Source organism: Brevundimonas phoenicis (genome assembly GCF_047237745.1).
GTDB lineage: Bacteria > Pseudomonadota > Alphaproteobacteria > Caulobacterales > Caulobacteraceae > Brevundimonas.
Map to the genome: position 1 here is coordinate 2619490 of NZ_JBDFLN010000001.1, position 14056 is coordinate 2633545.

Sequence of the window (14056 nt, forward strand, 5' to 3'; positions counted from 1 at the left end):
CTCAGGGTCGGCTTCAGGCCAGGCCGAGGGCGGAGATGACGATGTCGATGAGCTTGATGCCGGCGAAGGGCGCGATCAGGCCGCCCAGTCCGTAGATCAGCAGGTTGCGGCCCAGCAGCTTGCCCGCCCCCACGGCGCGGTATTTCACCCCGCGCAGCGCCAGCGGGATCAGGGCGACGATGACCAGGGCGTTGAAGATGACCGCCGACAGGATGGCGCTTTCCGGGCTGGACAGCTTCATCACGTTCAGCGCCGCCAGCGACGGCAGGCCGACCACGAACATCGCCGGGATGATGGCGAAATACTTGGCCACGTCGTTGGCGATCGAGAAGGTGGTCAGGGCGCCGCGCGTGATCAGCAGTTGCTTGCCGACCTCGACGATCTCGATGACCTTGGTCGGGTCTGAGTCCAGATCGACCATATTGCCCGCCTCGCGCGCGGCCTGGGCGCCGGTCTGCATGGCCACGCCGACGTCGGCTTGAGCCAGAGCGGGCGCATCGTTGGCCCCGTCGCCGCACATGGCGACCAGACGGCCCTTGGCCTGTTCAGCCTTGATCAGGCGCATCTTGTCCTCGGGCGTGGCCTCGGACAGGAAGTCGTCGACCCCGGCTTCGGACGCGATGGCGGCCGCCGTCACCGGATTGTCGCCGGTGATCATGACGGTGCGCAGGCCCATGCGGCGCAGGTCCGCAAAGCGCGCCTTCACCCCCGGCTTGACCACGTCCTTCAGGTGGATGACGCCGACCAGGGCCTCGTTCTCGACCACGGCCAGGGGCGTGCCGCCCGAGCGGGCGATGCGGTCCACGGCGGCGCGGAACTCGGCGGGGGCCTCAGCCTCGACCAGCCCCAGGGCCTTGAGCACGGCGTCCACCGCCCCCTTGCGCCACGAGCGGCCGTCCGCTTCGAGGCCCGACTGGCGGGTCACGGCGGTGAACGGGATGGTCTTGGCCCCGGCGGGCATATCGCCCGTCACCCCGGCGTTGCGGCCCAACTCGACGATGGAGCGGCCCTCAGGCGTCTCATCGGCGAGGGAAGCCATGACCGCCGCGCGCATCGCCGCTTCGGGACGGACGCCCGGCGCGGGGATGACCTCGGTCGCCATGCGGTTGCCGAAGGTGATGGTGCCGGTCTTGTCGAGCAGCAGGGTGTCGACGTCGCCTGCCGCCTCCACCGCGCGGCCCGAAGTGGCCAGAACGTTCACCTTCAGCAACCGGTCCATGCCGGCGATGCCGACGGCGGACAGCAGCCCCCCGATGGTCGTGGGGATCAGAGTGATGAAGAGCGCGCCCAGGACGATGGGGTCCAGCTTGATGCCCGAATAGGCGCCCAGACCCAGCAGGGCCGCGACCGCGATCAGGAAGATCAGGCTCAGACCGGCCAGCAGGACCGACAGGGCCAGTTCGTTCGGCGTCTTGCGACGGTCCGCGCCCTCGACCATGGCGATCATGCGGTCGAGGAAGGTCGCGCCGGGGGCCGAGGTGATGCGCACCTTGATCCAGTCGGAGACGACCGTGGTGCCGCCCGTGACGGCCGAGCGGTCGCCGCCGCTTTCGCGGATGACGGGCGCGCTTTCGCCGGTGATGGCGGCTTCGTTGACCGAGGCGACGCCTTCGACGATCTCGCCGTCCGAGGGGATGACGTCCCCGGCCTCGACCAGAACGACGGCGCCGATCTCCAGCTCATGCGCCGGGGTCGGAACGACCATGCCGGTCTTGGGATCGACGATCAGCTTGGCCTTGGTGGTGACGCGGGCGGCGCGAAGACTATCGGCCGCCGCCTTGCCGCGCCCCTCGGCGATGCTTTCGGCGACGTTGGCGAACAGCACCGTGGCCCACAGCCACAGGGCCAGTTGAATGGCGAAGCTCGCCGCCTGTCCCGTCGCCACGGCGGCGACCGCCGAAACGGTGGCCAGGGCCGCGACGATCCAGGTGGCGAAGATCACCGGATTCTTGAGCAGTTTGGTCGGGTTCAGCTTGACGACGGCGTCGCCGAGCGCCCGACCGAGCATGGCCCCGGACAGCCCGCCCGCGATGGGCGGCGAGCTTCTTTGGGACAATGGGGAGCTCGACGGATCGAGCGTGACTTGAGTCATGACATTCATCCGATGAGGATTAGAACCGGGCCACGACCTGGAGCATGTCGAAATGCTCCACGATCGGACCCAGCGAGAGGGCGGGGAAGAACTGAAGGCCGCCGAGGATCAGGATCACCCCGATCAACAGGCCGATGAACAGCGGACCATGCGTAGGCAGGGTGCCGACCGAGGGCGCCAGGCGGGGCTTGGCGACCAGCGCCCCGGCTACGGCCAGAACCGCGACGGCGGGCACGAACCGGCCCAGCAGCATGGCCAGACCCAGGGTAGTGTTCCACCAGGGCGCGTTGGCGGTCAGACCCGCGAAGGCCGAGCCGTTGTTCCCCGTTGCCGAGGTATAGGCATAGAGAATCTCGGACAGGCCGTGCGGCCCCTTGTTCAGCAGACCGGCCAGGGCTTCGGGCAGGACGGCGGCGACGGCCGAGAAGCCCAGTACCGACAGGGGCACGACCAGCACCGCCAGCATGGCGAACTGGATCTCACGCGCCTCGATCTTCTTGCCCAGATACTCCGGCGTGCGACCGACCATCAGGCCCGCCACGAAGACCGCCAGCATGGCCATCAGAACCATGACCGCGATCCCCGACCCGATCCCGCCGGGCAGGATCTCGCCCAGTTGCATCAGGAACATGGTCACGGCCCCACCCAGCGGCATATAGCTGGCGTGCATGGAGTTGACCGAGCCGTTCGAAGCGCCCGTCGTCTGGGCCGCCCAGGCGACGGACGACGGCACGCCGAAGCGAACCTCCTTGCCCTCCATATTGCCGACCGACGTATCGACACCGGCCGCGACCAGAGCGGGCGCCGGCTGGCTTTCAATGACGTAGAGCGCCGAACCCGCCGCGCCCAGCAACAGGACCGCCGCGGCCACCAGGGCGCGCACGTCCTTCTTGGCCAGGACGCTGCGGCCGAAGGCGAAGAAGGCCGCCCAGCCCATCACATTGATGCAGACCGCCGTAATCAAGGTGGTCAGCGGCGTGGGGTTCTCCAGCGGGTGAGCCGAGTTGACGTTGAACACGCCACCGCCGTTGATGCCCAACTGCTTGATCGCCAGCTGGCTGGCGGTCGGGAACAGGCTGATCGTCTGCTGACCGCCCTCCAGCGTCGTCGCCTGGGCCGAGGCCGCCAGCGACTGCACCACGCCCAGCCCAGCCAGCACCACGGCCACGATGAAGGCGATGGGCAGCAGGACATAGAGGCTGGTGCGCGTCAGGTCGGCCCAGAAATTGCCCAGCCCCTCGCCGCGATTGGCGATGAAGGCGCGGGCCAGCGCCGCCGCGATCGTCGCGCCCGTGGCCGCCGAGACGAAGTTCTGCACCGTCAGGCCGACCATCTGGGTGAAGGTCGAGACGGTCGTTTCGCCGCCATAGCTCTGCCAGTTGGTGTTGGTGACGAAGCTGACGGCGGTGTTGAAGGCCAGGTGCGGGCTGAGACCGTCAAACCCCTGCGGGTTCATCGGCAGGGCGCCCTGCAGTCGCAGCAGGCCGTAGAGCAGCAGGAAGCCCGCCAGGTTGAAGGCCAGCAGAGCGCCGACATAGCCCAGCCAGCCCTGGCTGCGCGTGGGGTCAACCCCGGCGGCGCGATAGAAGAGGCCCTCAACCGGCTTCAGCACCGGGTCCAGCCAGGTCCGCTCGCCGTTCCAGACGCGCGACATATAGACCCCGATCGGCCAGCCGAGCATGACGGCGAGGCCGAGGGTCAGGGCGATCTCCGCCCATCCTTGAATGTTCATGAGAAGGCGGCTCCGTTCAGAACCGCTCGGGCCGCAGCAGGGCCGCGACCATATAGCCGGCGATGACCAGGGCGCCGACGCCCCAAAGGACGTTCAGCCACACGGTCACAACCTCCTCAACACAATGGCGAGGGCGGCGAAGGCCACGAAGGCTCCAACGCCGATCACCACGAAAATCACATCGGCCATGCCGACACCTCCAGCTCAACTGAAAACCGGAGAAGACCTCTGACGGGCGTAAAGGGGCCATGCGGAAAGCCGGTCGCCGCATAAGGCGCGCATAAGGCCGCGCTTAGGTCGGGATTAGGCAGGAGGACGCACAGGCCACGCCCTTCACGCCTCTCAGTCAGGCCGAACACATCGCCCGCCGTCTACAGAAGCAGGTCGACCGACTGCGAGCCTGGGTCATGCGTACAGGTTGAAACCTCAGCCCTGGGCAGCCATCCGCAGTTGACTTGAGCTTTTCCGCCTCTATGGCATGAGCCATGGGTTCGAGGAACGTTGGGATGCAGGGGGAGGCTTCGGCTTCTGGCGAAAAGGTCGCCCAGGCCCATGCCGCGTTGCTGAAGGATTCATCGCTTCAGTTCGATCGCGCCAATTTCGACCCCCCGCCTACGCCCGGCTGGCTACGCTGGATCGGTGAAGCCCTAGAGTTCCTGGCGCCTGTTCTGAAGTGGGTGTTCTGGATCGGGCTGGCTCTGCTGGCGGGGCTGATCCTTTACGCCATCGTACGCGAAATCCTGCGGCTGCGGAGACCCGCCGCCAAGCCCGTCAAGCCGGTTGTCCCGATTGAGACTGACTGGCGGCCCGACGCTCAGGCGGCGCGCGACCTGTTGGCCGAGGCCGACGCCCTGGCTGCACGCGGTCAATACGCCGACGCCGCGCACCTGCTGCTACTGCGCAGCGTTCAGGACATCGAGAAGCGCCAGCCGCGCGCCCTGCGCGTGTCGCTGACCTCGCGCGAGATCGCTCGGCTGAAGGCCCTGCCCGATGCGGCGCGGCCTGCTTTCGAGCGAATCGGCAAGGTGGTGGAGCGCAGCCTGTTCGGCGGGGCCGCCGTGGGCGCCCAGGACTTCGCCGACTGTCGTCAGGCTTATGAGGCCTTCGCCCTGCCCGAAGGCTGGCGCGCATGAGCCGTTCCGCCAAGGCGGCCGGAAACGCCTTTTCACCCGTCGTCATCATCAGCGTGCTGCTGGTCAGCGTCGTCGCCCTGGCCGGGCTGGGCGTACTATCGGCCTATGCGCCCGAACTGAAATCCGGCGACGACGGCGGCGGCCACGCCCTGTCTCGCAGCTCGACCGGCTTCGGCGCCATGCCGGTCCTGCTGCGAAACCTCGGCGTGCCGGTGACGATGAGCCGAGGCCGCCTGACGCCGTCCTCGGACGAAAGCTTGCTGGTCCTGACGCCGACTCCGAGCACCCAACCCGAGCAGATCGACGACATCAACCATGCCGGCGCGACTCTGATCGTCCTGCCCAAGTGGAACGCGACGCCCGACCCCAAGCACCCTGGCTGGGTTCGCACAATGGGCTTGCTGCCTGCCCAGACCTCAATTGCGCCGCTGAGCGAACACTTGCGTCAGGGCGCCCGTTTGCAATCGCGCGACGGCCGCGTGAGCGTTGCTTTGAAACGCCCTGACGGCACGCCCCTCGGCGCGCCAGTGGATGTCGATGCGCTGAAGACCCTGTCCGGCCCTGACTGGGTTCCTGTCGTGACGGACGATCAGGATCGCCCCGTTCTGGCCAGACACGCGACCACGCAAGTCTATGTGCTGGCCGACGCCGACCTGCTCAGCACCCACGGGCTGAAGACGCTGAATGGCGCACGCACGGCCGTCGCCCTGCTGGACGTCGTACGGGCGGAGGACGCGCCGGTCATCTTCGACCTGACTCTGCATGGGATGCAGCGCACCCGCAGCCTGCTGCGGTTGATGCTGGAGCCGCCGCTGCTGGGTATGACCCTGGTGCTGGCGGCGCTGGCGGCCTTTGCGGGCTACCAGGCCGTGGTGCGTTTCGGCCCGGCGCGCGAGAGCGGCCGCGCCATCGCCCTGGGCAAGCGCGGACTGGCCGACAATACGGCGGGGTTGGTGCGGCTGGCTCGGCGCGAGCACCACATGGCCGCACCCTACGCCCTGTTGACCCGCGCCGCCGTCGTCCGCGCCATCGGCGCCCCGCGTCGCCTGAGCGAGTCCGAACTGGACGCCTTCCTCGACCGTGTCAGCCGGACCACCGGCGCGCACTCGACCTATTCCGCCCTGGCCGATCAGGCTCGGGCGGCCAAGACCCCAGGCGACCTGATGCGGGTCGCCGTCGCCCTCTATCGCTGGAACCAGGAGCTGACCCGTGCACGTCAATGAGGTGAAGACGATCGCCGAGCGCATCCGCGCCGAGATCGCCAAGGCCGTGGTAGGCCAGGACGGCGCCGTTGATCTGCTGCTGACCGCCCTGTTTGCAGGCGGCCACGTCCTGCTGGAAGGACCGCCCGGCACCGCCAAGACCCTGCTGGCGCAAAGCTTCGCCCGCTCGGTCGGGCTGGACTACGGCCGCATCCAGTTCACGCCGGACCTGATGCCAGGGGACATCCTCGGATCAAACCTGTTCAACTTCCAGACGTCCAGCTTCACCCTGACGCGCGGGCCGATCTTCTGCGAGCTGCTGCTGGCGGACGAGATCAACCGCACCCCGCCCAAGACCCAGGCCGCCCTGCTGGAAGCCATGCAGGAACGCCGCATCACCATCGACGGCCAGACTCATGCGCTGAGCCCGCGTTTCACCGTGGTCGCCACCCAGAACCCGATCGAGCAGCAGGGCACCTATCCGCTGCCCGAGGCGCAGTTGGATCGCTTCCTGTTCAAGCACGTCCTCGACTATCCCGATCTGGAGCAGGAGCGCGCCATCATCGCCGCCCACGGGTCGCGCACAGGCCAGATGGACCCCGTCGCCCTGGGCGTCGAAACCGTGGCCGAAAGCGCCGCCATCGCCGCCGCCGTGGACGCCGTGGCTCAGGTGCGGCTGACGGACGAGGTCGTCGGCTATATCGCCGCCCTGGTGCGGGCCACGCGCGATTCCGCCGATGTGGAGACGGGCGCCTCGCCGCGCGCCGGGGCCATGCTGGCCGTCGCCGCCCGCGCCCGCGCCGCCCTGGACGGTCGCGACTACGTCATTCCCGATGACGTGAAGGAACTGGCGATCCCGGCCCTGCGTCACCGTCTGGTGCTGTCGCCTGCAGCCGAGATCGAAGGCCGTCGCGTCGAGCAGGTGCTGGCCGGCCTGGTGGATCAGGTGGCGGCGCCCCGGTGATCTATCCGACCCGACGTGCGGTGACGGTCCTGGCGGCGGGGGCGCCCGTCGCCCTGCTGGCGGGCGTGCTGACGCCCGTCGGCTGGCTGACCGGTCCGGTCTGGATCGCCGGCGTGCTGCTGCTGTTCGCGCTGGACGCCCTGCTGAGCGGCTCGCGTTCTAGCCTGACGCTTGACTCGCCCGAGCCGGTGCGCGCCGCCGTCGGGCGGCCGGGTCTGGCCGGGTTGACGGTGCGCTTCGCCGCCTCGAGCCGCGCGCCGCATCAGGTCGAAGCCGCCCTGTCGGGCGAGGCCAAACTGGGCGTGGACGACACCCCGCGTCAGGCCGCGGTGCGTGGCCATGTCGCCTCCCTCGCCTTCCCCTTCACGCCCGAACGACGCGGCGACGCGGCGCTGCATGAGCTTTGGGTGCGCTGGCGCGGACCGATGGGTCTGGCCTGGAAGCAGAAGACGTTCCGCCTGGATCTGTCGGCGCCGGTGCTGACCGACCTGCAGTGGGTGCGTGATCAGGCGGTGCGCCTGTTCGCTCGCGACGCCCTGTTCGGGGCCAAGGCCCAGCTGGACATCGGCGAAGGCGCCGAGTTTCAGGCCCTGCGTGACTATCAGCCCGGCATGGACCGGCGCGCCATCGACTGGAAGCAGTCGGCCCGCCACGCCGCCCTGCTGGCCAAGGAGTTCCGCACCGAGCGCAACCACAACGTCATCATGGCCCTGGACTGCGGACGCGCCGCCTGCGAGCCGGTCGGCGGCATGCCGCGTGTCGACCGTTTCATTCACGCGGCCCTGCTGCTGTCCTACGCCGGCCTGCGCTCGGGCGATCGAGCGGGCCTGTTCGCCTTCGATTCCCGCCCGCGCCTATCGACCGGCGCCGTCGGCGGCATGAACGCCTTCCGAACCCTGCAGACGGTCGCCGGCCGCGTCGATTATTCGACGCACGAGACCAACTACACCCTGGCCCTTGCCACCCTGTCAGGACAGCTCCAGCGCCGATCCCTGATCGTGGTTTTCACGGACTTCACCGATTCCACCGCCGCCGAGCTGATGATCGAGTCTCTGGGCCGGTTGCTGAAACGCCATCTGGTGCTGTTCGTCGTCCTGCGCGACGAGGAGTTGGAGGCCCTGGCCGCCGCCGCGCCGGAAACGGCCGAGGACGTGTCGCGCGCTGTCGTCGCCGCCAGCCTGCTGCGCGAACGCGAAACGGTCATCAGCCGCCTGCGCCGCATGGGCGCCCACATCGTCGACGCCCCCGCCGATCAGGTCGGGCCCGATGCGGTCAACGCCTATCTGGACCTGAAGCGGAGGGATCTGCTGTGACTGACGCCCCCCTGCTGAAAAGCCAACGCTTCCGCCAGGCCCGTGAAGAGGACTGGCGCCGCCTGGAGCGGTTGATGGACAAGGCCGAAAAGGGTTCGGCATCCAAACTGACTGATGAAGAGATCCTGGCCGTGCCGGTGCTGTACCGCTCGACCCTGTCGGCCCTGTCGGTGGCGCGCGAGACCTCGCTGGATCAGGGACTGATCGACTATCTGGAGACGCTGTCGGCGCGGGCCTACTTCTTCGTCTATGGGTCGCGAGCGACGTTGCGAGACCGCATGACCGCCTTCTTCCGCCATGATTGGCCCGCCTCGGTGAAGGGCTTGTGGCGCGAGACCCTGGTGTCCGCCGCCCTGATGCTGCTGGGCGCCGTCGTCGGCGGCTGGTTGGTCATGCACGATCCCGAATGGTTCTACGCCTTCGTGCCGGGCGATCTGGCCGGCGGGCGCGATCCGGGCGCATCGACCGCCACCCTGCGCGCCACCCTGGACGGGACGGACAACGCCGACGGCCTGTCGGTGTTTGCGGCCTTCCTGTTCACCCACAACGCCCAGGTCGCCTTGCTGGCCTTCGCTCTGGGATTCGCCCTGTGCCTTCCGACCGGATTGCTGATCCTCTACAACGGCGCGACACTGGGCGCCTTCTTCGCCCTGTTCGCCAGCCGAGGCCTGGGCTTCGAACTGGGCGGCTGGCTGTTGATTCACGGGGTGACGGAGTTGTTCGCCGTCATCCTGGCCGGCGCCGCGGGTCTGAGGATCGGCTGGGCCGTCGCCTTCCCCGGCCGGGCCCATCGCCTGGACGCCGCCGTCCAGGCCGGGCGGACCGCCGGCGTCGTCATGGGCGGGGTCGTCGTCATGCTGCTGCTGGCTGGGCTTCTGGAGGGTTTCGGGCGGCAGCTGATCGCCGACACCGGTCTGCGCTACGCCGTGGCGGGCCTAACAGCCTTGATCTGGGGGCTCTACTTCTATGGCCCAAGACGGGAGATCCCCCGTGTCCGCTGAGGTCGTAAAAGTCGACAAGACCGAACGCCCCTTCGTCACGCCCGAGGGCGTGGACCTGAGGCTGAACATCGGCGACGCCGGACAGCGAGCGGCGGCCTTCCTGCTGGACGCCGGGATCATCATGGGGGTGCTGATCGCCTTCACCCTGGCCCTGATCTTCACCGGCGTCGGCGCCATCGGCGCCGCCGGACGAGCGGGCGCAGAACTGATCGCCGTGCTATGGCTGGTGGTCTTCTTCCTGCTCAGAAACTTCTACTTCACCGCCTTCGAACTGTCGGCCGCAGCCGCCACGCCCGGCAAGCGGGTGATGGGGCTGCGCGTCGCCTCACGCGACGGCGGACGTCTGCGGGCGGAATCGGTGTTCGCGCGCAACGCCATGCGCGAGTTGGAGGTCTTCCTGCCGCTGTCCTTGCTGGTGACCCAGGCGGGCCAGGGCGGGGTCGATAGCTGGATGTATCTTCTGGCCTTCGTCTGGGCGGCGATCTTCGTCTTCTTCCCCCTGTTCAACCGGGATCGGCTGCGCCTGGGCGACCTGGTCGGCGGCACCTGGGTGGTGCGTACGCCGCGCCGCAAACTGACCCGCGACATGGCTGACGACAGATCCGAGCGGATGGCGGGCCACGACTTCACCCTGGCTCAACTGGATGCATATGGAGCCAAGGAGTTGCACGTCCTGGAGTCCGTCCTTCGCACCGGAGAGCGCAAGACCATGCGCGCCGTAGCCGACCGCATCATGACCAAGATCGGATGGGCTCGCGATCAGCATCGGACGGATCGCGACTTCCTCAGCGCCTACTACGCCGCCCTGCGAGGCCGACTGGAACAGAAGCTGCTGATGGGCGTGCGACGCCGGGACAAGCACGACGTCTGACTTCGCCCGATCAGTCCTGGTCAGTCGAAGACGGCGGCCAGAGCCTCAGGCCCGGCCCCTTCCTTGACGGTCCGCAGTTCGTAATAGAGCGCCGCCACGCCGGCCGAAGCGACCACGGACGACAGGATATTGACCAGCACGCCCGAGACCACGTTGACCCAAAGGTTCGGGCTGCCGTCCAGGAAGCTGCCTCCGGTGGCCAGTCCGAGCGCGCCGATCGCCGCCCCGATGATCCACGAAAGAATTACATAGATGACCATCAGACCGAACACGTTCCAGCGATAGCCGCGCGTCAGATCCCGGCTGCGCTGCAAGCTTTCGAACACGCCTCTCTTCTCGACCACCACTGCGGACGATGCGACCGACCACATCACGGAAATGATCACGCCCGGCACGATCAGGGCCAGATAGCCCAACCCAGCGCCCAGAGCGGCGATGATGGCCACGCCTAGCAGGGGCAGGAACATCTTCACGCCCACGTCGAACGCCTGGCCGAAGGATGTCGCCTTGCCGTTGAAACTGTTGACCGCCGCCTTCACCACCATGCCCTGAAGCATGAACATGCCCACCAGATAGAACACCCAGCCCGCGCCCATGGCCAATAGGCCGGTCGGAGAATAGCCGGTCACGAACGACGTCTGGCCAATTCCCATGAGAGTGCTGGGAATACCCACCATAATCGCCGCCGCGCCGAAGAAGATCGCGGCGTTATCACGGATGGTCGAGAAGGTGCGCTGGATCACGCGCCCCAGGTCGAACTGACCGCCCCGATTGACGACCTGCGATGTCCAGGCCGCCGGCGTGGAGGACTGCAAGGCGAAAATCTCGGCCGCCTGCGAATCCGGCATGGGAACGAAATCGACCTTCTGACCGCGCGTCAGCGGCAAGGGCGTCCGAACCTGAGTGACGTTGAACAGGTAACGCGTCGTATCATCGCCCAGGATGGCCCCCATCCCAGTCGCCTGATCGAATGTCAGAACTTCACCACGCACGATCACGCCCCCTCTTGCTTCACCTCCGGCCTAACGTTGCAACGCCAGATTGACCAGTCCCTTTTGACGGAACTTCAAGCGTTCACGGTCAGCGCCGATCAGACCATGAGGTTCTCATCAGCGGTTTCGGCGGCTGAAACGCAATCCCGCCCACAGGGCCGCGGCGGCCAACCCTGTCAACACCAATCCAATTGCCCCACAAGCAGGAAGGCTTGGTGACGACGAGGGGTGCATAATTTCAGACCGGGGATTGGCCTCCGGGCTTTCGCCCTGCCCCTTTCAAGAGGCGGACACCAGGCCCGCGTCAGTCAACTGCAGTCGACGCAGATCAACACCCATTTCGTTACGGAACCGCGCAACAGCCGCATCGCCCAGACGCCGCATCATCGCCTGATCGCCCCGCTGCATCGCATCCACATAGGTCGCCTGTTGCACTAGGAAGTTCAGCATCAGCACCTCGGCCATCTCCTGGCGCCCGGCATCGCCCAGTCGCGCCACGGCGGGCGATCCGCCAATGACGCCACGCACCTGATCGCGCACGGCCAGCGCCTGTGTTCGGTTGTTGTCGCCCTGATTGGCCATGATCCAGTTGAGAATCCAATAGGCCGCCATGGCGTCGGCCAGATCACCAGTGCGCAGACCGTCTTGGCGCACTATGCCCGCCCAGCTGGCGATCGGATCACCGCCCTGAAATGCCGAACGCGCCCGTTCAGCGGCTTCGCGACCGGAAGTCCGCTCGATGAATTCCGCGAACTGAGCACGCACGCGCGTGGAGACGGTCGACGAGGAACGATAGGTAGTCTGAACCGTCGCCCGATGCTCCGGCGCCGTCGCGCTTGCGGCGGCCGCGCCTCGCGACGGCGCGCGCGCCTGGGAAGGCGGCTCCATCATGTTGTCACGCATGGCGGCGTGCATCTGGTTCATCGCGTCAGCCGTCGCGAAGCCCTGAAAAACATAGTCCTGGGCGCGAGCCATCGGCGCGCTTGTCGCCGCATAAGCCATTGCGGCCATGATCACCAAATACTTCACAGCAAGACCCCTAACCCTGACGTCGCCGACGCATCACGGCCCAGATCGCCGCAACGAACAAAGCTCCTGTCGCCAATCCAGCCGCCCCATAGGCAAGAAAGCCCGAAGATGACGGATCATGCGAAACTTCAGACGGGGGATTGGCCTTCGGGCTGTCGCCCTGCCCCTTTCAAGAGGCGGCCGTGAATCCGCTGCCGCCCAACCGCAATTGGCGCAGATTCACGTTCATCTCATTACGGAACCGCGTCGTCGCCGCATTCTGCAGACGACGCTGCATCGCCACATCATTGTCCCGCATAGCGTCCTCATAGGCGACGCTCTGGGCGATGAAGTTCAAGATCAATACCTCAGCCATTTCCTGCTTCTGGGCGTTGTTGAGTCCGCTGAATGCAGGATTGCTGCCCATGATGTTTCGAACCTGAGCCTGTACGCCCTGAACCTGAGACCTGCTCACGGTTCGCACGTCGTTGGCGATCTGCCAGTTCAGCATCCAGTAGGCGGTCATAGCGTCCGCGACGTCGCCGCGCCGCAGGCCGTATTGTGCGACGTGTCGCCCCCAACGGGCGAAGAAATCCTGCTGCTCCATCGCCGCCGCAATCCCGGGGCCGTCCCCGCCCGTCGAACGCACGAAGTCCGCGAACTGGCGCTTAACGCGCTGCGTGACCGCCGGCGACGACTGATAGGTTGTGCGGCCCGTCGCGGCGGCGCGACGTTCCGATGCCGCCGCGCCCGCAGCGACCCCGCCTCGCGACGGAGAGCGAGCATCAGACGACGACTCCATCATGTTGTCGCGCATGGCGGCGTGCATCTGGTTCATGGCATCCGCCGTCGCGAAGCCCTGGAAGGCGTAGTCCTGGGCCTGTGTCTGAGACGCGCAGAGCAGCGCCGCTGCGACCGCTCCCGCCAGAAACACCTGCTTGCCGCTCATCTCCGCCTCTCCACTGCAAAAACGCTCATTCCTCAAAAGCACAACGGCAGGCGATGGTTTCGCCCGCCGTTCCACAAATCAGCCCGTTCAGTCCTAGCCTTGCTTGCGAGCAAGGGTCGAAGCGGATTCGCCGATCGACTTCAGCGCGTTGTTCAGCGCCTGGGACACGAAGTCCAACTCCTTGCCGACAGCCGTCATTTCGGCGGACAGGCTGCCCATCTTGGGCTTCTTCTTCTGGCTTTCAGCGTCGATCTTCTCGCCGATCTCGGCCATGCGCTCCATCTTGGCGTCCAGAACGCTGCCCAGCGCCAAGGCCAGACGCAGCATGAAGCTCTTGCCGTTCAGGCCGCCGGGGATGGCGTTGCCTTCTTCATCGCGGCCGCCGGTGCGGGCCTTCTCCAGGGTCTTGTCGACCAGATCCTGAACGATGTCGTTCATTTGACGCTCGATGCCGCCGGCTTCGAAGGCGCCGCCGCCCGTGGCCTGGGCCAGACCCGCGGCGGATTCACCGATGCTCTGGAAGGCGCCTGCCGTATTGCCCGTCGCCGCTGCGAAAGCGCCGATCGACAGATCAATCACCGACTGCGGAAGGCCCAGAGCCTGACCGACCTGCTGCAGAACCTGCTGGCCGATGGACGACACGACCTGGGTCAGAGCCGCCTGAACCAGCGCCGATGTGCCGCCCGTCGCGACCGCCAGGGCCGCCTGGCTGATGAGGCTGCCGATGTTGAAGCCGCCGCCGCCGATGCCGAACATGATCTTTCTCCGAATAAGTGTGCGTTTCCGGTTCGCCGGCCAG

13 protein-coding genes are annotated in these 14056 nt (G+C 67.1%); 6 read left to right on the top strand and 7 right to left on the bottom strand.

Annotated elements, in window-relative coordinates:
• Positions 1–13: 13 nt before the first annotated feature.
• Genes kdpB through ABC419_RS13120 form a run of 3 tightly spaced genes read right to left on the bottom strand, consistent with a single transcriptional unit; the run spans position 14 to position 3933 of the window.
• Positions 14–2092 (bottom strand): potassium-transporting ATPase subunit KdpB, encoded by a 2079-nt coding sequence (kdpB, locus tag ABC419_RS13110; RefSeq protein ID WP_412877194.1) that lies wholly within the window; start codon positions 2090–2092, stop codon positions 14–16.
• A 19-nt stretch (positions 2093–2111) separates the two neighbouring features.
• The gene (gene kdpA, locus ABC419_RS13115) at positions 2112–3824 is read right to left on the bottom strand and encodes a potassium-transporting ATPase subunit KdpA (protein ID WP_412877193.1); all 1713 of its coding nucleotides are present in this window, start codon (positions 3822–3824) and stop codon (positions 2112–2114) included.
• Positions 3825–3840: 16 nt separating this feature from the next.
• Positions 3841–3933 (bottom strand): potassium-transporting ATPase subunit F, encoded by a 93-nt coding sequence (locus tag ABC419_RS13120; RefSeq protein WP_157677928.1) that lies wholly within the window; start codon positions 3931–3933, stop codon positions 3841–3843.
• A 397-nt stretch (positions 3934–4330) separates the two neighbouring features.
• Here ABC419_RS13120 and ABC419_RS13125 point away from each other — a divergent pair, with 397 nt between their 5' ends.
• Genes ABC419_RS13125 through ABC419_RS13150 form a run of 6 tightly spaced genes read left to right on the top strand, consistent with a single transcriptional unit; the run spans position 4331 to position 10308 of the window.
• The gene (locus tag ABC419_RS13125) at positions 4331–4957 is read left to right on the top strand and encodes a DUF4129 domain-containing protein (RefSeq protein WP_200166517.1); all 627 of its coding nucleotides are present in this window, start codon (positions 4331–4333) and stop codon (positions 4955–4957) included.
• Positions 4954–6180, top strand: a complete 1227-nt coding sequence (locus ABC419_RS13130) for a DUF4350 domain-containing protein (RefSeq protein ID WP_412877192.1) — start codon at positions 4954–4956, stop codon at positions 6178–6180. Before ABC419_RS13125 ends, ABC419_RS13130 begins: the two co-directional genes overlap by 4 nt.
• Complete coding sequence (locus ABC419_RS13135; protein ID WP_200166515.1) at positions 6167–7123, top strand: AAA family ATPase; 957 nt, start codon at positions 6167–6169, stop codon at positions 7121–7123. The genes ABC419_RS13130 and ABC419_RS13135 overlap by 14 nt, the downstream gene beginning before the upstream one ends.
• Positions 7120–8436, top strand: coding sequence for a DUF58 domain-containing protein (locus ABC419_RS13140; protein ID WP_412877191.1), 1317 nt, complete (start codon positions 7120–7122; stop codon positions 8434–8436). Before ABC419_RS13135 ends, ABC419_RS13140 begins: the two co-directional genes overlap by 4 nt.
• Positions 8433–9437: a stage II sporulation protein M gene (locus ABC419_RS13145; protein WP_412877190.1), complete on the top strand. Its 1005-nt coding sequence runs from the start codon at positions 8433–8435 to the stop codon at positions 9435–9437. The genes ABC419_RS13140 and ABC419_RS13145 overlap by 4 nt, the downstream gene beginning before the upstream one ends.
• Positions 9427–10308, top strand: a complete 882-nt coding sequence (locus ABC419_RS13150; RefSeq protein WP_412877189.1) for an RDD family protein — start codon at positions 9427–9429, stop codon at positions 10306–10308. Before ABC419_RS13145 ends, ABC419_RS13150 begins: the two co-directional genes overlap by 11 nt.
• 20 nt (positions 10309–10328) lie before the next feature.
• Here ABC419_RS13150 and ABC419_RS13155 read toward each other — a convergent pair whose 3' ends face one another.
• From ABC419_RS13155 to ABC419_RS13170, 4 genes are all read right to left on the bottom strand, one after another.
• The gene (locus tag ABC419_RS13155) at positions 10329–11300 is read right to left on the bottom strand and encodes a DUF7847 domain-containing protein (protein ID WP_368924771.1); all 972 of its coding nucleotides are present in this window, start codon (positions 11298–11300) and stop codon (positions 10329–10331) included.
• Positions 11301–11579: 279 nt separating this feature from the next.
• Positions 11580–12329 carry a DUF6683 family protein gene (locus ABC419_RS13160; protein ID WP_412877188.1) on the bottom strand — a complete coding sequence of 250 codons (750 nt, stop codon included), beginning with the start codon at positions 12327–12329 and terminating at the stop codon, positions 11580–11582.
• 169 nt (positions 12330–12498) lie between these two features.
• Positions 12499–13332: a DUF6683 family protein gene (locus ABC419_RS13165; RefSeq protein ID WP_412877187.1), complete on the bottom strand. Its 834-nt coding sequence runs from the start codon at positions 13330–13332 to the stop codon at positions 12499–12501.
• An 18-nt stretch (positions 13333–13350) separates the two neighbouring features.
• Positions 13351–14013, bottom strand: coding sequence for a hypothetical protein (locus ABC419_RS13170; RefSeq protein ID WP_125901630.1), 663 nt, complete (start codon positions 14011–14013; stop codon positions 13351–13353).
• Positions 14014–14056 lie beyond the last annotated feature (43 nt).

Excerpts from the sequence above, each read along its gene's own strand:
- ABC419_RS13170 (WP_125901630.1), bottom strand. The coding sequence starts at position 14,013 with ATGTTCGGCATCGGCGGCGGCGGCTTCAACATCGGCAGCCTCATCAGC.
- ABC419_RS13130 (WP_412877192.1), top strand. The coding sequence starts at position 4,954 with ATGAGCCGTTCCGCCAAGGCGGCCGGAAACGCCTTTTCACCCGTCGTC.
- kdpB (WP_412877194.1), bottom strand. The coding sequence starts at position 2,092 with ATGACTCAAGTCACGCTCGATCCGTCGAGCTCCCCATTGTCCCAAAGA.
- ABC419_RS13125 (WP_200166517.1), top strand. The coding sequence starts at position 4,331 with ATGCAGGGGGAGGCTTCGGCTTCTGGCGAAAAGGTCGCCCAGGCCCAT.
- kdpA (WP_412877193.1), bottom strand. The coding sequence starts at position 3,824 with ATGAACATTCAAGGATGGGCGGAGATCGCCCTGACCCTCGGCCTCGCC.